The 19631-nt window shown below is 73.3% G+C and carries 21 protein-coding genes; 17 read left to right on the forward strand and 4 right to left on the reverse strand.

Annotated features, from left to right (window positions below; translation table 11 throughout):
* The first annotated feature begins 274 nt into the window (after positions 1 to 274).
* The 5 genes from AMK31_RS25500 (at position 275) to pspAB (ending at position 3982) form a co-directional block, all read left to right on the forward strand.
* Entirely contained in the window at positions 275 to 514 is a 240-nt protein-coding gene (locus AMK31_RS25500) for a hypothetical protein (RefSeq protein ID WP_073942970.1), read from the forward strand.
* Between the two features lie 254 nt (positions 515 to 768).
* Positions 769 to 1026, forward strand: a complete 258-nt coding sequence (locus AMK31_RS25505; protein WP_073942971.1) for an SCO2583/SCO2584 N-terminal domain-containing protein — start codon at positions 769 to 771, stop codon at positions 1024 to 1026.
* Positions 1027 to 1028: 2 nt separating this feature from the next.
* Positions 1029 to 2408, forward strand: coding sequence for a hypothetical protein (locus tag AMK31_RS25510; RefSeq protein ID WP_079186926.1), 1380 nt, complete (start codon positions 1029 to 1031; stop codon positions 2406 to 2408).
* 66 nt (positions 2409 to 2474) lie between these two features.
* Positions 2475 to 3395, forward strand: a complete 921-nt coding sequence (gene htpX / locus AMK31_RS25515) for a zinc metalloprotease HtpX (RefSeq protein WP_073942972.1) — start codon at positions 2475 to 2477, stop codon at positions 3393 to 3395.
* A gap of 2 nt (positions 3396 to 3397) precedes the next feature.
* A complete protein-coding gene (pspAB, locus tag AMK31_RS25520) occupies positions 3398 to 3982 on the forward strand; it encodes a PspA-associated protein PspAB (protein WP_073942973.1) in 585 nt (194 codons plus the stop codon).
* A gap of 26 nt (positions 3983 to 4008) precedes the next feature.
* Here the strand turns inward: pspAB and AMK31_RS25525 are convergent, their stop codons facing one another.
* Entirely contained in the window at positions 4009 to 4281 is a 273-nt protein-coding gene (locus AMK31_RS25525; RefSeq protein WP_073942974.1) for a hypothetical protein, read from the reverse strand.
* Positions 4282 to 4703: 422 nt separating this feature from the next.
* Between AMK31_RS25525 and AMK31_RS25530 the strand changes: the two genes are divergently transcribed.
* Positions 4704 to 5894: a winged helix DNA-binding domain-containing protein gene (locus AMK31_RS25530; protein WP_073942975.1), complete on the forward strand. Its 1191-nt coding sequence runs from the start codon at positions 4704 to 4706 to the stop codon at positions 5892 to 5894.
* Positions 5895 to 5950: 56 nt separating this feature from the next.
* Here the strand turns inward: AMK31_RS25530 and AMK31_RS25535 are convergent, their stop codons facing one another.
* Positions 5951 to 6265: a hypothetical protein gene (locus AMK31_RS25535; protein WP_073943055.1), complete on the reverse strand. Its 315-nt coding sequence runs from the start codon at positions 6263 to 6265 to the stop codon at positions 5951 to 5953.
* A gap of 246 nt (positions 6266 to 6511) precedes the next feature.
* On the opposite strand from AMK31_RS25535, the gene AMK31_RS25540 reads away from it, so the two are divergent.
* From AMK31_RS25540 to AMK31_RS25550, 3 genes are all read left to right on the forward strand, one after another.
* On the forward strand, positions 6512 to 6871 hold the full coding sequence (locus tag AMK31_RS25540) for an arsenate reductase family protein (RefSeq protein ID WP_073943056.1): 360 nt from the start codon (positions 6512 to 6514) through the stop codon (positions 6869 to 6871).
* Between the two features lie 66 nt (positions 6872 to 6937).
* Positions 6938 to 7729, forward strand: a complete 792-nt coding sequence (locus AMK31_RS25545) for a hypothetical protein (protein WP_241842715.1) — start codon at positions 6938 to 6940, stop codon at positions 7727 to 7729.
* A 157-nt stretch (positions 7730 to 7886) separates the two neighbouring features.
* Positions 7887 to 8582 (forward strand): hypothetical protein, encoded by a 696-nt coding sequence (locus AMK31_RS25550; protein ID WP_073942976.1) that lies wholly within the window; start codon positions 7887 to 7889, stop codon positions 8580 to 8582.
* Between the two features lie 3 nt (positions 8583 to 8585).
* On the opposite strand, the gene AMK31_RS25555 is transcribed toward AMK31_RS25550, so the two are convergent.
* Positions 8586 to 9443, reverse strand: coding sequence for an alpha/beta fold hydrolase (locus AMK31_RS25555; protein WP_073942977.1), 858 nt, complete (start codon positions 9441 to 9443; stop codon positions 8586 to 8588).
* Positions 9444 to 9523: 80 nt separating this feature from the next.
* On the opposite strand from AMK31_RS25555, the gene AMK31_RS25560 reads away from it, so the two are divergent.
* The 5 genes from AMK31_RS25560 to AMK31_RS25580 all read left to right on the forward strand — a co-directional run bounded on the left by AMK31_RS25560 (position 9524) and on the right by AMK31_RS25580 (position 14962).
* Entirely contained in the window at positions 9524 to 9973 is a 450-nt protein-coding gene (locus AMK31_RS25560) for a MarR family transcriptional regulator (RefSeq protein WP_073942978.1), read from the forward strand.
* Between the two features lie 272 nt (positions 9974 to 10245).
* Complete coding sequence (gene glnII, locus AMK31_RS25565) at positions 10246 to 11277, forward strand: glutamine synthetase (RefSeq protein ID WP_073942979.1); 1032 nt, start codon at positions 10246 to 10248, stop codon at positions 11275 to 11277.
* A gap of 338 nt (positions 11278 to 11615) precedes the next feature.
* Positions 11616 to 12188, forward strand: coding sequence for a winged helix-turn-helix domain-containing protein (locus tag AMK31_RS25570; protein WP_073942980.1), 573 nt, complete (start codon positions 11616 to 11618; stop codon positions 12186 to 12188).
* A 58-nt stretch (positions 12189 to 12246) separates the two neighbouring features.
* Positions 12247 to 13260, forward strand: a complete 1014-nt coding sequence (locus AMK31_RS25575) for an SDR family oxidoreductase (RefSeq protein WP_073942981.1) — start codon at positions 12247 to 12249, stop codon at positions 13258 to 13260.
* A 118-nt stretch (positions 13261 to 13378) separates the two neighbouring features.
* Positions 13379 to 14962 carry a DUF1996 domain-containing protein gene (locus AMK31_RS25580; RefSeq protein ID WP_073942982.1) on the forward strand — a complete coding sequence of 528 codons (1584 nt, stop codon included), beginning with the start codon at positions 13379 to 13381 and terminating at the stop codon, positions 14960 to 14962.
* A 100-nt stretch (positions 14963 to 15062) separates the two neighbouring features.
* On the opposite strand, the gene AMK31_RS25585 is transcribed toward AMK31_RS25580, so the two are convergent.
* Positions 15063 to 15476, reverse strand: a complete 414-nt coding sequence (locus AMK31_RS25585) for a hypothetical protein (RefSeq protein ID WP_073942983.1) — start codon at positions 15474 to 15476, stop codon at positions 15063 to 15065.
* 144 nt (positions 15477 to 15620) lie between these two features.
* On the opposite strand from AMK31_RS25585, the gene AMK31_RS25590 reads away from it, so the two are divergent.
* The 3 genes from AMK31_RS25590 to AMK31_RS25600 all read left to right on the forward strand — a co-directional run bounded on the left by AMK31_RS25590 (position 15621) and on the right by AMK31_RS25600 (position 19609).
* A complete protein-coding gene (locus AMK31_RS25590) occupies positions 15621 to 17555 on the forward strand; it encodes a hypothetical protein (protein ID WP_073943058.1) in 1935 nt (644 codons plus the stop codon).
* A gap of 81 nt (positions 17556 to 17636) precedes the next feature.
* Positions 17637 to 18569: a metal-dependent hydrolase gene (locus AMK31_RS25595; RefSeq protein WP_073942984.1), complete on the forward strand. Its 933-nt coding sequence runs from the start codon at positions 17637 to 17639 to the stop codon at positions 18567 to 18569.
* Positions 18569 to 19609 carry a PDR/VanB family oxidoreductase gene (locus AMK31_RS25600; RefSeq protein WP_073942985.1) on the forward strand — a complete coding sequence of 347 codons (1041 nt, stop codon included), beginning with the start codon at positions 18569 to 18571 and terminating at the stop codon, positions 19607 to 19609. Before AMK31_RS25595 ends, AMK31_RS25600 begins: the two co-directional genes overlap by 1 nt.
* The last annotated feature ends 22 nt before the right edge of the window (positions 19610 to 19631 follow it).

Genomic DNA, 19631 nt, shown 5'->3' on the forward strand with positions numbered 1-19631 from the left:
CCTGGGCCGTCTGTGGGCCGTGGGCCGGTTCTCCCAGCGCGGGAGGCCGGCCCACGGCTTTTTGACCCCGGGCCTTCCAAGCCTGCTCAGGCCGCGTCGTCACGTCGCTCTTGAAATGCCTGGTCGCAGCCAGGGCCTTGACGTTGTTCCCCGCATCCAGCAGGACCGACGCGGCCGCCCGCTTCACCCGAACGGCCCATGAGGTGCCACCCGCATGGATGAACATTAAGCTGATTAGTGCCCCAATCAAGGCAATCCGCGAAAGGGGAACCGAATGCGTATTCGACGCATCCTCGCCGCTGGCATCGCCACGGCAGCCCTCGCCGGACTCGGCCTCACAGGTGCCGCCACCGCCACCGCCACCAGCCTCACCCCGAGTCAGGGCGCCGTCAATGCGCTCACCCCGGGTGAGTGCGTCGACGGCGGCGGAACGGTCGATTGGACCCCCAACCCGGCCAACCCCGGCACCGGGACCTGCAGGGGCGGCACGGGCGACGGGCAGGCAGTCGACTAGACACCACTAGGCGCTAGGAAACGCTCCGCAGCCACGTGCTGCGGAGCGTTCCCGTGCGAGCGTAGCCGGGAGAGTCGCAGGGACCGTGCCGACCCATCGGGCACGCCAAGTGGCCAACTGCCGTCCTTGCCTTAGCCCTTCCGGTCGTCCGGCGCCCCCGCCCCTGTATCGCGTTTCTCAGGGCGGGGGCGCCGCCGTATGGTTCTGCTGTACGGCTGTTCGAGCGATGTGGTCGTGGCGACGGGGAGACGGGGATGTCCGAACAGGGCGACGAGAAGCGGGAGTTCGACCTGCGGTGGGCGGACGACGCCGAGCACAAGGAGCCCTCGGCTCGGGCCCGGATGCTCGCCGCGCGGTGGAAGGACAACCCGCCCGGGCCGGTGCCGTTCCGCGCCGACCCGGAGCCCAGGACTCCCCGGCGGTCGTCGTGGGTGTCGACGGCGGTCGTCCTCGGCTGCGTGGCCGCCGTGATCGTGCTGCTGGGGTACATCAACTTCCGGGCGCCGTACTGACCGTGTCCGGGAACGAGAGCGTCTGGGAGGGCGGCGCGGCCGCGCTGCGCGACGCCCTCGGCACCGGTGACCCGGACGCCTGGGCGGACCTCGACCTGAACGTCCGCGGCTGGGCGCCGTACCGCGCGCTGCCCACCCGGGCGCAGGCCGCGGGTCCGCTGGACGCGTACGGCCTCGCGCTCGCCCTGTGCCACCGGGACGGCCGGGTCCGTGAGGTCGCGCTCGGCCGGCTGCTGCCGGATCACCCGGAGCTGCTGCCGCTGGCGGTCGTGCGCGCCGCCGACTGGGCCGACCCGGTCCGCGACCGGGCCCGGGACGTGCTGCGCACGGCCCTCGACCCGGTCACGGCCGTCGCCCTGGCCCCGCTGATCCTGCTGGTCGGCCGCCGGGAGCGCGGCGCGTACGCGGTGGGGCTGCTGACGGAGGTGCTGCGGCGCACCCCGCTCGACGGGCTCGCCCCGCTGCTGCGGCACCGGCGGCCGGCCGTGCGCCGGTTCGCGCACCGCCTGGCCGTCGAGGAGGGACTGCTCTCCCCGGCCGAGCTGGCGCACACCGCCGCCCGGGACACCGACGTCGTCGTCCTGGACCTGTGCGCGCAAGCCGCCCTGGCCGCCGTACGGGAGGGTCGGGGGACGTACGACGACGTGCTGCCGTCGCTGCTCGGCGCGCGGCATCCGTCGGCCCGGTCCACCGGGGTGACCGCGCTGCGCGCGGCCGGGCGGATGGAGGCGGCCGAGGCGTTCCTCAGCGACCGGTCCGGGCTGGTGCGGGCGTGCGCGCGGTACGTCGTACGGCAGGGCGGGGGCGATCCCCGGACGGTGTACCTGGGGCTGTGCGCGCGGCCTGGCGACCCGGCGCTGCCGCCCGGGGCGGTGCTCGGGCTGGCGGAGTGCGGGGAGCGCGCGGACGCCGGGCTGCTGGTGGCGTCGCTGGCGCATCCGTCGCGCCGGGTGCGGGCGCGGGCGGTGGCGGGTCTGCGGCTGCTGGACGCGGCGGACACGGAACGGATGCGGGCGCTGCTCGACGACCCGGCGCCGGGTGTCGTCCGGGAGGCGGCGGCCGCGCTGCTGCCGTCCGCGTCCGGGCTGCCGGAGGAGTGGCTGACGGAGCGGCTGGCCGCCGGGCGGCCCCAGGCGGTGCGGGTGGCGGCGTTCCGGCTGCTGATCGCGCGGGGCGGTGTCGTGCGGCTGCGGGCGGCGGTCGGGCTGCTGCACGATCCGGATCCGAAGCTCCGGCACTGGGCCGCGCAGACCGTGCAGCGCTGGCGCGGCTTCGAAGCGCGCGGGCATCCCGAGGTGGGTGAGCTGCTCGACCGGTCGGCCCATCTGTTCAGCTCGTACGTGCTGAAGCGGCGCAAGTGGGAGGCCGGGCTGCCCGCCTGAGCCCTGGCGGGCGGCCGGGTGCACACTGGCTTGAGGGGCGAGTGCCCGGCTGTGAGGTGGTGTGCCATGCGGAGCCGCTTCCGGAGCGACCGGCGGCTGACCGCGCGGATGGCGGTCACGCTGTTCCTGCTCGGGCTGCTGTACGTGGGCTTCGTCGCCGCGTTGATCGTGCTGCTGAAGTCCTGGGTGCTGGTCGTGGTGGTCGCGGCGGCCGCGCTGGGGGCGCAGTACTGGTTCTCCGACCGGGTCGCGCTGTACGCGATGCGCGGGCGGGTCGTCGAGCGGGACGAGTACCCCGAGCTGCACGCCGTGGTGGACCGGCTGTGCGCGCTCGCGGACATGCCGAAGCCGGTCGTCGCCGTCTCCCCGATGGACATGCCGAACGCGTTCGCGACCGGGCGGAACGCCGATCACGCGGTGGTCTGTGTGACCACCGGGCTGCTGCGGCGGCTGGAGCCCGCGGAGCTGGAGGGGGTGCTGGCGCACGAGCTGTCGCACGTGGCGCACAAGGACGTCGCCGTGATCACCGTGGCCTCGTTCCTCGGCGTGATCGCCGGACTGGTCGTGCGGTTCGCGTTCTACTCGCAGCTGTTCGGCGGCGGACGCCGGGACCAGAACACGGCGGCCGTGTTCGCCGCGGTGCTGGGGGTGTCCCTGGCCGTGTACGCGATCAGCTTCCTGCTGATCCGGGCGCTGTCCCGGTACCGGGAGCTGGCCGCCGACCGCGCGGCCGCGCTGCTCACCGGCCGGCCCTCGGCGCTGGCGTCCGCGCTGACCAAGGTGACCGGGGACATCGCCCGCATCCCCACCCGTGACCTGCGGACGGCCCAGGCCTTCAACGCGTTCTACTTCACGCCCGCGCTGGGCCGGGAGCCCGGTCTCGCCCGGATCTTCTCCACCCATCCGACCCTGGAGCAGCGGCTGGCGCAGCTGGGCCGTATCTCCGGGGAGCTGGGTGAGGCGGCGTCGCCCGGGAAGGCGGGGTGAGCATGCGGCTGCTGGACATCCTGCTCGGGCGCAGCAAGCCGGTCGCGCCCGACCTCGACCAGCTCTTCGCCCTGCCCTCGGCGGCGGTGACCCTGGAGGCCGCCCTCTCCTTCGCCCCGACGGGGCGGGGCGCGGTGTGCTTCGCCACGGTGGAGGGCGCCGCGTTCGAGCAGACGCATCGCGAGGTGCGGGCGCTGCTCGACGCGGACACCGACCGCAGCGGCCCGCCGGTGGGTCTGGAGCGGGACGTGTACGGCTACTCCTGGCTGGTCTCGCGCCGCTCCCCCGGCGAGCTGCCGCTGCTGGTCAACGACCTGCACGCGGTGAACAGCTCGATGGAGGTGAACGGCTTCGGGCCGCAGCTGCTGTGTTCGCTCGCCGGCTTCCGCGACCCGGAGGAACACCGGCTGGCGCTGGTCTACCTGTACAAGCGGGGCACCTTCTACCCGTTCGCGCCGCTGCCCGGCGGGAGGCAGCGGCGCGACAACGCGCTGGAGCTGGAGGTGCGGGCGGCGCTCGCCGGTGATCTGCGGATCGAGGAGGACCTGGGGCGGTGGTTCCCGGTGTGGGGCGCCCCGGGTCTGTGACCTCGGTGCCGGGTCACCGGACCGGGTCACCCGCTCTTCTCGCGCTCCTGACGGCGGGCCTCCAGGGGGCGCTCGCGGCGGTAGCGGCGCTCCCACTTGGCCTGCTGGTCACGGCGTTCGCGGTAGTCCTGGTACGTGGCGGGCGCGGACCCGGCACCCGTGGGGGGCGTCGGGGTCGTCGCGTCCCGCCCGGACCGGACGTACAGGAAGAGCAGGGCGGCGGCGGCGAGCCAGTAGAGACTGTTTCCGAATCCCAGGACGACCAGGACGGCCGCCCCGGAGAGCACGACGGTTCCCATGAGGGCCTCCTCCCTGGGACGTGAGGTGGGTGTGTTCCGAGGGTGCCGTGTGCGCCTGGCACGGCGCATCCCCTTTTCCGACACTCCGGGGGCGCCCGCCGCCGTCCTGCTGCACGGGGCGGGCACCGGCAGCGGCAGGCCGCTGCTGCCCCTGCTCGCGGAGTTCGCCGTGGCGGGGCTGCCACGCGGGGGCCGGCGGCCGTATGCGGGGGTGGTCGTTGCCGTCGCGCTCCATCGCACACCTCCCGGGGTCACGGCCTGCTGTTCGCAGTGAACGGCCGGGGCGGGGGCGGCGTATGCCCGGTACGGCGATCGGGTGGCGGGCGGTGGGAGGCGTGGGCGGGGGCCGGTTGTCAGTGGTGTCGGGCAGGATCGACGGCAGGGACCCGGCTGACGGGAACCGGGCCCATGGGGAGGTCGGAATGAGCGGCGGGACGGCACTGCGGCACATCGGCACGGCGGAGCGGCGGGCCCGGCTGGGGCTGCGGCACCGGCTGGCGGCGGGGGCCCGGGCGGCGAGCCCGGAGGAGGTCGCCGAGGCGCTGGTGGCGCTGCACGGCACGGATCCGGCGACCGTCCATCTGGCGGTCGGCGCCCGGCTGGCGGAGCCGGTGAAGACGGTCGCGGAGACCGAGCGCGCGCTGTACGAGGACAGGACCCTGGTCCGGATGCACGGCATGCGGCACACCGTGTTCGTGTTCCCGACGGAGCTGACCGCCGTCGTGCACGCCTCGACGGGGATCACGGTCGCCGCGCGGGAGCGGGCCTCGCTGGTGAAGGACATGGCGAAGGCGGGCGCGCCGGACGCCGCGTGGCTGGCCGAGGTGGAGGCGTCGGCGCTGGCCGCGCTGGCGCGGCGCGGGGAGGCGACGGCGGCCGAGCTGGCGGCGGACGAGCCGCGGCTGCGGGAGCAGTTCGTGTACGCGGCCGGGAAGAGCTACGAGGGTGTGCACACGGTCTCCGGCCGGCTGCTGCGGGTGCTGGGCGTGGAGGGCAAGGTGGTCCGGGGCCGCCCGCTGGGCTCCTGGACGTCGTCGCAGTTCCGCTGGGCGCCGGCGCCGGAGCATCCGGAGCTGGACGTCGCCGGGGCGCAGGCGGACCTGCTGCGCCGCTGGCTCACCGTCTGCGGGCCGGCCACCGAGGCGGACCTGAAGTGGTGGACGGGGTGGCGCGTCACGGAGGTCCGCCGGGCGCTGGGCGCGATCGGGGCGCGGGAGGTCGGACTGGTCGACGGCACGGGGTACGTCGCCGACGGCGACGAGGATCCGGTGGCGGCCCCCGCCGAGCCCTGGGCGGCCCTGCTGCCCGCGCTCGACCCGACCGCCATGGGCTGGCAGAAGCGGGACTGGTACCTCGCGCCGGAACTGCGCGCGTCGCTCTTCGACCGCAGCGGCAACGTCGGACCGACCGTGTGGTGGGACGGCCGGGTGGTGGGCGGCTGGGCCCAGCGGCCCGACGGCGAGATCGTCTGGCGGGTCCTCGACGGCACCGGGCTCGGCCGGGAGGCGGAGGCGGCGATCGGCGCGGAGGCGGAAAGACTGCGGGAGTGGGTGGGGCAGACCCGGGTGACTCCGCGCTTCCGGACGCCGCTGGAGCGGGAGTTGGCCGGGTGAGGCGCGTCCGGTGCCGGGCGCCGCACGCAGACGCGGCACCCGGCACCGGCCTCACCTCACCGGCTGTACTTCATCAGCGCCCGCACCATGTGGCACGTCGTGTCCGACGGCGGGTGGACGCCGATGAGCCGCGCGGTGTCGCGGATCGTCTCGTTGCGGGCCTGGCCCGGCAGGTACACGCCGGAGTCGAGCAGCGCTATGGCCAGGCGCATCGCCTTGAGCCGGCGGTTGTGCGAGATGTACCACTCGCGCGGCCGCCCCGGCGGCAACGGCCGCTTCGCGACCGGGACGTACGGCAGGTCGAGCTGGACGGCGCGGCGGGCGGTGGACTGGGTGGGCAAGGGCTTCGGCTTCAGTGCGGCAGCGGGCACGGGCATCCTCCTGTCGCGGTCAGAGAACCGCCCGGAAGGCCCCGGCGATTCCCTCGAACACTGCTTCAATTCTACTGCCCGCCACTGACAATCGGATGGCCCTGAGACGCAGGATATCCCCAGGTGAGCAAGGGAATTGGCGGTGCGTCAGGGCGGTTTCCCGAGACCGCCGGGCCGCATCGCCAAAATCGAACAGAGCAGGGTGCCGGAACTGCGCCCGGCGACCCCCGGCGTACCGTGTCCGGCATGGAAATCTGGATCAACCCCGCCTGCTCCAAGTGCCGCAGCGCGATCAGCCTGCTCGACGCCGAGGGCGCCGACTACACCGTCCGCCGCTACCTGGAGGACGTGCCGACCGAGGACGAGATCCGCGACGTGCTCGACCGCCTCGGCCTCGAACCGTGGGACATCACCCGCACCCAGGAGCCCGCCGCCAAGGAGCTGGGCCTGAAGGAGTGGCCGCGGGACGCCGCCTCGCGCGACCGCTGGGTGACGGCACTGGCCGAGCACCCGAAGCTGATCCAGCGCCCCATCATCACCGCCGACGACGGCACGGCCGTGGTCGGCCGCACCGACGAGGCTGTACGCGACGCCTTGTCCCGTTAGCGGCGTTTCCAACTGTTCGTCGGCGGGGGCGAGTCGGCGCGGCTCCCGCTGTTACCCTCCGCCGCCATGACCTTCGGTGATCAAGGAATCGACCCGTACGCACAGTGGGCGGCCGAGCAGGAGCGCGTACGGAGGCGCCGCCGCACCCGCTGGGCGGTGGCCGGCGCGACCGGTGCCGTCCTGCTCGCCGCCGTCGCCGCCGGGACCGTGATGTACACCGGCGGCGACGAAGGCGACACCGCCGCCCCGCCGCCCGCGACCGCCTCCGGTACCACCGCCGATCCGGTGGTCCCCTCCGTCACCGGCTCGCTCCCGCCGGACGCCCCGTCCGCCCTCCCCTCCCTGCTGGCGCGCCCCGTGGTCCGGCCCGAGCAGGCGTTCCCGGCGACGAGCGTGCGCCTGGACGACGGCTCCCGCTACGAGCGGGTCGACCTGGCCACCACGCCCGACTGCGCCCAGGGCATGTCCCCGGAGCTGGCCGCGCTGATCGAGCAGGGCGAGGGCTGCCTGCGGCTGACCGCCGCGCTGTTCACGGACGTGGAGCGGCGCTCGCAGGTGACGGTGACCGTGCTGAGCTTCCGCCGCGTCGAGGATGCCTCGTCGGTGTTCGCGATGGCCTCGATGGACCCGGTGACCTATCAGACGGTCTCCCTCGACCCGCCGCCCGAGGCGGGCATGCCGACGGTGCCGCCGGGCGCGGCGGGGGTGTTCCGCCGGCTGATGACGGTCCGCTCGGTGGTGTTCGCCAACGGCCAGTGGGGCGACGGCGCGGAGACGGAGGAGGCCGCGATCACCACGCAGACCGAGGACCTGCTCCAGTACGTCAACGACAACGTGGTTGCGTACGAGGAGGGGTGAGAGAAGTCCGGGCCGGCAGGCGGCGGAGCGGGAAACCCGCACTCCAACCCCGTGTGACACAGCCCACTTCGACATCCTCCCGTGACCGCTGAGTAACTTCGTTCGGGATCTCGTACATAGCGGCGTACGCTCCACCGACCTCTTGCAGGAGGCGCGCATGTCGCGTAGGAGAACGCTCAGTACGAAGAAGAAGATCGCGCTGCTGGTGAGCGCGGCGACGGTGGCGGGGGGCGGGGCCTTCGTCATGGCGAGCACGTCGAACGCCGCGCAGTCGGCGAAGGACTCGTCCGTCTGCCAGGGCCTCGCCACCGCGCTCGGCAACAACCAGCGGTTCATCGAGGGACAACGGGCCAATCCGGACGCGCAGTCGGAGGCGAGGATCGCCAACCGCGAGGCGGTCATCGCCGAGATCCAGCGCAAGCAGGAGGCGTCCGGGTGCGAGGTGGGCGAGGCGGTCGGGGGGTCGGCTCAGGACTCCCAGGCCGGGCAGCCCGCCGACCCGTCCGCGCCCGCCGAGGAGGCGCAGCCCTCCGCTCCCGCGGAGGAGGCCGCGCCCTCCGAGCCCGCGGAGGAGGCACAGCCGTCCGCGCCCGCCGAGGCTGCCGGGCAGCAGGTGTGCAACGGCTCCACCGTCACCCTCTCCGGCGAGGGCGGTGCCCCGGCCGCGTCCAGCAACCAGTTCCCGGCCGGGACGAAGCTGAAGGTCACCAACCTGGACAACAACAAGTCCACGACGGTGGAGGTCACCTCGGTCTCCGGCAGCTGTGTGCTGCTCAACAACGCGGCCTTCGAACAGGTCCGGGAGCCCGGCAAGTTCCTGATCCGCCGGGCCGTGATCGAGAAGGTGGGGTGAGGCTCAGGAACCTGACGATCCACGCAGGAATCCGCTGAGGCGGCGGCCCGTGCCGGGGGGCGCGGAGTGCGGCAGCGCGTGATGGGAGACGTCCGGGAGGACGACCGTCTCGACGCGCGGCAGCAGCTCTTCCGCCCGGGCCGCCACCTTGCGCGGGTCATGCGTCCTGCCGCTCGCGGCCACGAGCAGCAGGACCGGCAGGTCGAGCCCGCGCAGCGCCCGGGGGGTCGGGCGCGGGCCGGTCACCGGCTTCACGGAAGGGAAGCCGGCGGCCGCCTCCTGGAGGCGGAGCCAGTCGGGGTCCAGGGGTGCTCCCCCGGTCTCCCACTCCAGGAATGCGCGGACGCTCCGCGCGGAGGGCCGCAGCAGCATCGGCAGGGCGTGCAGCAGGTACGCCGTCTTGTACCCGGCGAAGCACTGGGTCGGGTCCAGGAGGAACAGACGGCGCACCCGCCGCGGCGAGCGCAGGGCGTGGTGCAGGGCGATCCACGCCCCGTACGAGTGCCCGCCGACGTCCGCCGCGCCGATGCCGAGGCCGTCGAGGAGCGCGTCCAGCCAGGCCGTCAGGTCGGCGACCGTACGGAGGGGACGGTCGCCGGCCGGGACGCTGCGGCCGGGGTCGCCGATCAGGTCGACGGCGTGCACACGGTGCTCGCGGGCCAGGTCGGCGGCCTGCGCGTACCAGGAGGCCGAGGTGGCGCCGCCGCCGGGCAGCAGGAGGAGCGGGGGCGCGTCGCGCGGGCCGCAGACGTTGACGTACGTGCTGCCGTACGGGGTGGGCACCTCGCGTGCCTCCCGCTCGGCCGGCCACTTGGCCATCACCTTGTCGTACGCCGCCCGGAAGCCGTCGGTGTCGTACATGCTCTCCGCCCCCTCGTCACGGATATCATCTCGCTGAGCGAGATACACGTCTGGCGAGATGGTAGGCGGAGGGCGTCGGCATGGCGAGTGAGGGACCGGAGATGGAGCTCGTCCATCTGCTGCGGGCGGTGACGGTCGAACTGGGCCTGCACAGCGCGCGATTCGCGAACCGGAACGGTATGCACCCCACGGACGTCCGCGCCCTGATCGCGCTCATGGACGCCGCGCGGGCCGGCGAGGAGATGACCGCGGGCAGGCTCGGCGCGGCGCTCGGACTGAACTCCGCGGGGACCACGGCGCTCGTCGACCGCCTGGAACGGGCCGGTCATGTGCGGCGGGTGCGCGGGCGGCGCGACCGGCGCCAGGTGGTCGTCGAGGTCGAGCAGCGGGCGGTGGAGCTGGGCCAAGCCCACTTCGGCCCGCTCATCGCGCATGCCGTGGAGCTGCTGCGGGGGTACGACGAGCGGGAGCGGGCGGCGATCCGCGGCTTCCTGGAAGGGGTGCGGGAGGCGGCGGCCGGGACGGACTGAGCTCGGGGCTCCCCCGCCGGCCGGCGTATTCCCGTCGCATACGACCGCCTGGCCGCTCACCGTCCGCGAACGCGAACGGTGAGGTCCCGCACCGACGGCTCCCTCACGATGTGAGTCGCGCCACACCACCCCCAGGTAACACGGGGTTCACAAACGAGCAATGACCGGGAAATCGCCTGTTGACAGGCTCACGGACATCAGCGCGGCGCCCCAGTGCCGCAGCGCCGCAGCACCCGCAAGTGCGTCAGACACACCCCCGAAGGAAGTGGCCCGTGACCTTCAAGGCTGAGTACATCTGGATCGACGGCACCCAGCCGACCGCCAAGCTCCGCTCCAAGACCAAGATCATCACGGGTGAGCCCGCAGGTCTGGACGCACTGCCGATCTGGGGCTTCGACGGGTCCTCCACGAACCAGGCCAAGGGCCACTCCTCGGACCGTGTCCTCAAGCCGGTCTTCACCTGCCCCGACCCGATCCGCGGCGGCGACGACATCCTCGTCCTGTGCGAGGTCCTGAACATCGACATGACGCCGCACGAGTCCAACACCCGTGCCGCGCTGGCCGAGGTCGCGGAGAAGTTCGCCGCGCAGGAGCCGATCTTCGGCATCGAGCAGGAGTACACCTTCTTCGACGGCGCCCGCCCGCTCGGCTTCCCCGAGGGCGGCTTCCCCGCCCCGCAGGGCGGCTACTACTGCGGTGTCGGCGCCGACGAGATCTTCGGCCGCGACATCGTCGAGAAGCACCTCGACAACTGCCTGAAGGCGGGCCTGGGCATCTCCGGCATCAACGCCGAGGTCATGCCGGGCCAGTGGGAGTTCCAGGTCGGCCCGCTCGCCCCGCTGGAGGTCTCCGACCAGCTGTGGGTGGCCCGTTGGCTGCTCTACCGCACCGCCGAGGACTTCGGCATCTCCGCGACCCTCGACCCGAAGCCGGTCAAGGGCGACTGGAACGGCGCCGGCGCGCACACCAACTTCTCCACCAAGGCGATGCGCGAGGGCTACGACGCGATCATCACCGCCTGCGAGTCGCTCGGTGAGGGCTCGAAGCCGCTCGACCACGTCAAGAACTACGGCGCGGGCATCGACGACCGCCTGACCGGTCTGCACGAGACCGCCCCGTGGGACGAGTACTCCTACGGCGTCTCCGACCGCGGCGCCTCGGTCCGCATCCCGTGGCAGGTCGAGAAGGACGGCAAGGGCTACATCGAGGACCGCCGTCCGAACGCCAACGTCGACCCGTACGTGGTGACCCGCCTGCTGGTGGACACCTGCTGCTCCGCCCTGGAGAAGGCCGGCCAGGTCTGATCCGCACCGCGGCTCCGGGAAGGGGCGCCCGCCGTTTTCGGCGGGCGCCCCTTCTCACGTTCACGGCCGAGAGCGTCCAAGCAGTGAGAGAAGGGTCCCGGACCATGGGCGGTGTCTGCTTGAATGGAGGCATGGCCAGCTTCCAGAAGTACTCCGCGACGGGTCGCCATGACCTCGAGCCCTTCTGGCCTTCCCGTCAGCACCACGACTTCGACCGGGTGTGTTGCCGCGCGACGAACGCGCCGGCCCTCTAAAGCCGTCACACCCTGGCCTTCGGCCGGCGCGCCGACGTACGTCCCCTTCCCGACGGACTCCTCGCGCGAAAGAGCTGACCTCTCATGGCGACCACTCGTTCCCTGCCCACCGCCCCCTCACCCGTCTCCCGGCACCGGCTGCGCGCCGTCGGCCGCGACGACGTCGTCGACGTGACGGACTTCCTGCCGCCGGGCGCCACCTGGCTGCCGGCCCCGCCGCACACCCTGCCCGCCCTGCCCGGCCGGCCGCCGATGGTCGGGTACCTGGTGCTCGTCCCGGCCGACCAGCAGCCGCCGTTCGCGCCGGTCGCGGTGCCGGACCAGCAGCCCGCCGGCATACCCGCCCCCGAGGCGGCCGCCGCCGAACCCCTCATCCGCATCGACTCCGTCCGCCGCACCGCCCAGGTGGACGGCCACGAACTCGACCTGACCTACCTGGAGTTCGAACTCCTCGCCCACCTGGTGGCCAACCCGCACCGGGTGCACACCCGCGACCAGCTGGTCACCACGGTGTGGGGGTACGGGCACGTGGGCGACGGCCGCACGGTCGACGTGCACATCGCCCGGCTGCGCCGCAAGCTGGGCGCCGAGCACCGCGACACCATCCGCACCGTGCGCCGGGTCGGCTACAAGTACACGCCGCCGGCCGGCCGTTGAGTCTGCCCACGGCAGATTCCCCTTCCCCGCCGCGCGGTCGGCGGGCAGAGTCACCGGCATGAGACTTCTCGTGCTGGGCGGAACGGAGTTCGTGGGGCGGGCCGTCGTGGACGCGGCCCTGGAACGCGGCTGGGAGGTGACCGTCTTCCACCGGGGGCGCCACCCGGCGCCCGACGGGGTGCGGGCGCTGCACGGCGACCGCACCGCGCCCGACGGGCTCGCCGCGCTCGCCGAAGGCGAATGGGACGCCGTCGTCGACACCTGGTCGGCGGCGCCCCGCGCGGTGCGGGACGCGGCGCGGCTGCTGCGGGGCCGCGCCGCCCGCTATGTGTACGTGTCCAGCTGCTCGGTGTACGACTGGGCGCCGCCCGCCGGATACACCGAGGACGCGCGGCTGGTCGAGGGCGCCGAGCCGGACGCGGAGCAGACCGAGTACGCGCGGGACAAGCGGGGCGGCGAACTGGCCGCGCTCGACGCGTTCGGCGCGGACCGCACGCTGCTGGTGCGGGCCGGGCTGATCATCGGGCCGTACGAGAACGTGGGCCGGCTGCCGTGGTGGCTGACCCGGACGGCCCGCGGCGGCCCGGTGCTGGCGCCGGGCCCCCGGGACCTGCCCGTTCAGTACGTGGACGTCCGCGACCTGGCCGAGTGGATCCTCGGGGGCGTCGAGCAGGAGCTGAGCGGCCCGTACAACCTGGTCTCCCCGCGGGGCCACGCCACCATCGGCTCCCTTCTGGAGGCCTGCGCGCGCGTCACCGGCGGGACGGCCGAACTGTGCTGGACCGACCCCGAGCTGATCCTGGAGGCCGGGATCGAGCCCTGGACCCAGCTGCCGGTGTGGGTGCCGCCGAACAGCGATCTGCACGAGGCGCTGCACTGCGCGGACGTCTCCCGGGCGGTCGCGGCGGGCCTGCGCTGCCGTCCCGTCGAGGAGACCGTCGCCGACACCTGGAGCTGGCTACGGGAACTCGGCGGGGTGGCCCCGCTCCGCCCCGACCGGCCGCAGAAGGGCCTGGACCCGGAGACGGAGGCGGTGGTGCTCGCCCAGCGGGAAAGTCGTCAACTGCTGTAGTCCTGAGGCAATTTCCGCAACGTTTGAACACCCGTGGGACCGGTTCCGTATGGAGGGGAGCCGCTTCACTCCTGTCGGGCGCCTCGATGCTGCCCCGCAAGGAAGTCAGAGGAGTTCCATGGGACGCAACACACGAAAACGCCGTACGCCGCTGGCCACCAAGGCCATTGCCGCATCGGCGGCCCTAGCGCTCGGTGGGGGCGGGCTGATCTGGGCGAACTTCTATGCCTCGGCGCACGAGGAGAACCGCTGGCCGGACCGGACGAAGGCAGCCACGGCGCAGGTCGCCACCATCGACTGCCCGGACGTCGGCCAGCAGCTCACCGAGGTACCGGACCGGGCGCGGGGCGAGGTGGACGGCGAACTGGCCACGCTCGACCAGCAGATCACCGACGCCTACCAGCGGCTGGCGACCACCCGGGACGCGCAGGCCAGAGACGCGAGCTACGTCCAGAACGCGATCCTCCAGCCGCTCAAGGACCGCCGCAAGGCGATCATCGACCGCATCCAGCTGGAGATCAACCGGGCCGGCGGCAGCGCCTCCGAGGAGCTGGACACCCTCTCCGGCTGCACCGGCACACCGGCCGAGCAGCCGCAGACCACGGACGGCCAGAACGACGACGGCCAGAACGACGGCCAGAACGGCGACGGCCAGCAGCAGGACGGCGGGGACCAGAACCAGGACGGCGGGGACCAGAACGGCGACGGCGGCGACCAGAACGGCGATGGCCAGCAGGGCGACGGCGGCCAGCAGCAGGGCAACGGCGGCCAGGCCGGCAACGGCCCGGTGGCGGCCGACTTCCAGGACATCACCACCGTCCAGCCCGGCTCCCGCAATCTGCCGAACGGGCTCGCCGCGAACGGCCGGTCCGGATCGCGGGGCAGCTTCACCACGAAGTGCGGCACCAACGGCAACGACAACCACAACACGGACAACGTGATCGTCGCCCCCGGTGTCACCAACGGCGCCCACCACCTGCACGACTACGTCGGCAACCAGAACAACGACGCCTTCGCGAGCGACGAGGACCTGGCGGCCGCCGACACCAGCTGCCAGAACCAGGGCGACAAGTCGTCGTACTTCTGGCCGGTGCTGCGCCTCCAGGACGGCTCGCAGGACTTCGACCAGAACGCCGCCGGCGGTGGCACGGAGGGCAACGTGGGCCGCATCCTGCAGCCCAAGGTGGCCCAGCTGAAGTTCGTCGGCAACAAGCGCGGCCCGGTCGTCGCGATGCCGCCGGCGCTGCGCATCATCACCGGTGACGCCAAGGCCTTCGTCAACGGCCTGGCGAACGCCAACACCGCGTGGACCTGCACCGGCTTCGAGGACCGGCAGCTGACGGACAAGTACCCGCTGTGCCCCGAGGGCAGTGACGTGGTGCGCCTGTCCAACTTCCAGAGCTGCTGGGACGGCCAGAACATCGACAGCGCCAACCACCGCACCCACGTGGCGTTCGTCCAGGCCGACGGCTCCTGCGCCAACGGCTTCAAGGCGATCCCGCAGCTCCAGGTGCGGCTGGTGTACGAGGTTCCGACCCCGACCATCGAGAACGGGGTGGTCCAGAACCCGTTCGCGGTGGACACCTTCCCGGAGCAGCTGCACAAGCCGATCACCGACCACAACGACTTCATCAACTTCTTCTCCCCGCAGTTGATGAACAAGATGGTCAACTGCATCAACACCGGCCGTAAGTGCCAGTGAGCACGGCGAAGGCCGGCGGCGAGGGGCTTCCCCTCACCGCCGGCCTTCGGCGTGTCCGGTCACGTGCCGGGACGGTCGCGTGCCAGGACGGTGATGCCGGTCAGTGCCTCGCGTGCGAGGCCCCGTGGCCCGCTCCGTGGTCCTTGCCCTCCTCCAGCGTCCCGCCGAGCGTCCCGCGCAGCGCCGTCACCACCTCGGTCTCGCCGACGGCCACCCACTTGCGGCCGACCAGGTAGTGACCGCCGTAGTCCTTCGCCCCGTTGATCCACTCGCGCTGGCCGCGGTCGGTGGCGAAGGTGGCGAGGATGAACTTGCCGTCGCCGTTCTTGCAGATCGCCTGCCGGATCTCGTCGGCGTCCGTCTGCATGTCCGGTGCGCAGTCCGCCTCCGCGGCCAGCTGTTCCAGACTGCCCGTGGCGGTCTCGGGCACCTCCGCCCGCGTGCCGCCGGAGCCACAGCCCGCGAGCGCCAGGGCGGCCACGGCCACGGCGAGCATCGGTCGGATCAGCGTCATCAGTTCCTCCGGTCGGACGTCAACGGGCAGCTGCCTCAGGTCGATACGGCTACCGGGACCGGGGTGCTCAAATCGCCCACGCGAATACCCGGCCCGTCCCCCGAACGGGTGTGACCATCCGCCGTGCCGCTCGTTCTCCCGGACGTGCAGTCACAGGATGTCGCCCAGCGTCAGAACTCCCCGGCCGTCGCCGATCCGGTGGTCGACGTCGAGCGTGCCGAGGCCGCGCTCGTCGAGCACTACCCCCGGCTGGTCCGCCTGGCCTACCTGGTGCTGCCCCCGAGTCTGGGCCGCAACCGGCGGGTCCTCACCGCCCACGCGCTCACCCAGCGGGCCCTGCCGCGCGGCCGCGCCCGGGCCTCGGTCATCCCGGCCCAGGCCACGGGCCGCGAGGGCGACCCCGGGTACGCGCTGCTGCGCCTGCGGGTGCTGCGCTCGGCGCTGGAGGCGGGACTCCCGCTGCGGCGCAGGGCGTGGCCGAAGCGCTCCCAGCTGCCGCCGCTGCTCCCCCAGGTGTGGGGGCTGCGGCTGTTCCCGCGCTCGGGCGGCGCCGACGAACTCGCCCTGGACCAGCAGCTGTCGGCGCTGTCCGCCCCCGCGCGCGCCGTCCATGTGCTGCGCGGCCTGGAGCGGCTGGCCGACCCGGACGTCCGTACGGTCCTCTCGGCCGCCGGGGTCGAGGACCCGCGGGCCGCGCTCGCCGAGGCCGACACCGTCGCCGCGCGGTACGCGCTGCTGGAGTCCCCCGAGTTCGACCCGTGCTCCCTCCAGGCCCGGCCCACCGACCTGATGCGCCGCCGTCAGCATCTGAAGGCGGCGCTCGCGGCGGCCGCGGCGGCCGCGGTGTGCGGGGCGCTGCTCGGGCTGCCCGGTGACGGCTGGGGCCCGGACGGCGCCGCCGCGCCCCCGTACGCGCTGAACGCCGCCGCCCAGGCCGCCCTCGACCCGGCCAGGCTGACCAAGGTGGCGCCCACGGTCTGGCGGTCGGCGACCCGCGGCGACTTCTCGGTGTGGCCGGCCCGCGGCGACCTCACCGACGACACCGCGCTGCTGCGCCGCGCCCTCGCCGTCTGGGCCCGCCCCGGCGAGAACGTCCGGGTCTCGGCGACCCCGGGCACCCCGTCCGGCGGCCCGGCCGGACCACCGCAGCTGCTGTACGCGGGGCGGGTGGACCGGGCCCGGGTGGTGATCCTCTACGACGGTCTGCGCATCGCCCGCTACGCCGAGCCGAAGGACGGCACGGCGGGCGCCGCCCTGGACTTCGCCCGCGCGGACGGCGCGACCCGGGCCGAGGCGAGCGCGCTGGTGCTGGGCCGCACCGACGGCAACGTCCGCTATCTGATGGCCCCTTGGGTGAAGTCGGCTGCCGAGCGGGATCTGACGAAGCCGGGCTCCGGCGCGATGGCGCTGACCCTGACCGACGGTGTCACCTCGCCGCTGGCCAGCCCGGTCACCCGGACCGGCTCGTGCACCTCCTGGAACGTGCTCCAGGTGACCGACGGTTCCGGCACCCGGCTGATGGCCGACCTCGGCGAGCTGATGCCGGCCCGGCTCACCAGCGGCCGTCCGGGCTCGGTCGAGGAGGCGGCGGGCGCGCGGGCGCTGCGCACCTGGGCGCCGTTCGCCTGTTCGCTGGGGGCCGCCCGCGGGCAGGGCGTGCGGTCGGTGAACGCCTGGGAGTACGCCCGGCAGCCGCTGCCGGACGGCAGCGGTTCGGCGGCGTGGGTGTGTACGCGGGCGGAGACCTGGCGGGGTGGCGGCGAGCAGGTGCTGGCCCAGTTCCAGACGCCGGGCGGGGCGTACGGCGCGGTCGCGGCGAAGAGCGGCGACGTACCGGCGTGCGGCGTGAAGGATCCGCATGTGCTGGCCGGGGTGCTGTGGAAGTCCGAGGCCGGCGCCTGGTATCTGCTGGCCGCCGGGAGCGGGGACACCACGTCGGTCAGCGCGTCGGGCGGGGTGAACGGATCGGCGAACGGCAACCTGCTGACCGTACGGACCGAGCAGGGCGCGCGCGCCGAGCTGAAGGGGACGCTGAAGAGCGGGCGGTCGATCAGCGGCCTGCGCCAGGACACGCCCTGAGAACAGCCGTCGCTGACTCCGGCGTCAACAAGCTCGCGCAGAGGGCTTCACCCCCGGCCTACCCGTCAGTACATTGACGCCATGTCTAACAAGCAGGCCCGGGTGCCGCAGCCCGTCGAGTCCGAGCGGATACCGCTCAAGGCGCGGAAGGTGTCGTTCTCCTGGGAGGGCACCCCGCTGCACTGGGTGCCGGGGGACCCGTTCACCACGCACACGATCAATGTGCTGCACCTGCTGCTGCCGGCCGGTGAGCGCTGGTTCGTGCACGTCTACAAGCAGGTGCTGCCCTACATACGCGACGAGCGGCTGCGCGAGGACGTCATCGGGTTCATCGGTCAGGAGGCGATGCACTCCCAGGCCCATGACGAGGTGCTGCCGCACCTGCGGGAGCAGGGGCTCGATCCGACGCCGTACACCGCCCAGGTCGACTGGCTCTTCGAGAAGCTGCTCGGCGACCGCACCCTCCCGCCGGGCCGGGCCCGCCGCTGGTGGCTGATGGAGCGGGTGGCGCTGATCGCGGCGATCGAGCACTACACCGCGTTCCTCGGCGACTGGGTGCTCAACGCGGAGGAGCTGGACCGGCGGGGCGCCGACCCCACCATGCTGGACCTGCTGCGCTGGCACGGCGCGGAGGAGGTCGAGCACCGCTCGGTCGCCTTCGAGCTGTTCATGCACGTCGACGGCGGCTACCGGCGCCGGGCCCGCACCTGGGCCACCGCGTTCACCGCGCTGGTGTTCCTGTGGCAGCGCGGGGTCCGCTTCTTCATGGAGAACGACCCGACCCTCCTGGACGGCAAGGCCACCTTCAAGGACTTCCACGTGCGCGGGCGGCACGGACTGCTGCCCTCGACCGGGGACATGCTCAGGTCCATCCCGCGCTATCTGAGCCGTGACTACCACCCCTCGCAGGAGGGGTCCACCGAGCAGGCGATCGCGTATCTCGCCTCCTCCCCCGCCGCCGTGGCCGCCGACGCCGCCGTCACCGCCGCCGACGACAAGAGGAGCGCCGCCTGATGCCGAAGCCGATGACCGTCGTCCTGGTCGCGGGTGCCGCGCTGCTCGCCCGGCGGGCGCTGCGGCGCCGGATCCAGGCCTCGCCGCTGTGGCCGATGCCGGCGCTGGAGGAGCCGGTCTCCGGGCGGCCCCGGTCGCGGGCGCTGCGGCTGCTGGTCACCGCGCACGAGGAGATCGCCGACGGGGTCGTCCAGCTCCGGCTGGAGGGGCACGATCTGCCGCGCTGGACGCCGGGCGCCCATCTGGACCTGGTGCTGCCGTCGGGGCTGGTGCGGCAGTACTCGCTGTGCGGCGACCCCGAGGACACCTCGTCGTACACGGTGGCGACCCGGCTGGTGCCGGACGGGCGGGGCGGCTCGCGCGAGGTGCACGAGCAGGTGCAGGAGGGCACGGAGCTGGAGGTGCGCGGGCCGCGCAACCGTTTCCCGCTGGTCGAGGCGGACTCGTACGTCTTCGTGGCGGGCGGCATCGGCATCACGCCGGTCCTGCCGATGCTGCGGGCGCTGCCGGAGGGCACCGAGTGGCGGCTGCTTTACGGCGGGCGGACGCGGGCGTCGATGCCGTTCCTGGAGGAGGTCGTGAAGATCGGCGGCGACCGGGTGACGGTCGTCGCGGAGGACGAGGACGGGCTGCCGGACCTGGACGCGCTGTTCGCGGACGTGCCGGAGGGGGCCGCCGTCTACTGCTGCGGGCCCGAAGGGCTGATGGCGGCCGTGGAGGAACGATTCCCCGGGGTCCGTACGGAACGGTTCGCGCCACGTACGGCGGCGGGCGGCGAGGGCGCCTTCGAGGTGGAACTGCGTCGCAGCGGGGTGACGTTGACGGTGCCGGCGGGCCGGAGCGTGCTGGACGCCGTCCGGGACGAGCTGCCGGACACGGCGTACTCCTGCGCGCAGGGATTCTGCGGCACCTGCCAACAGCGGGTGCTGGAGGGCGAGGTGGACCACCGGGACGAGCTGCTGACGGACGCGGAGCGTGGCGACTCGATGCTGATCTGTGTGTCGCGGGCGCGCAGCGAGCGAATCGTGCTCGACATGTGAAGGCGGATGAACGCCGGCGACC

This window comes from Streptomyces sp. TSRI0107 (assembly GCF_001905845.1).
In the GTDB taxonomy this organism is placed as follows: Bacteria; Actinomycetota; Actinomycetes; order Streptomycetales; family Streptomycetaceae; genus Streptomyces.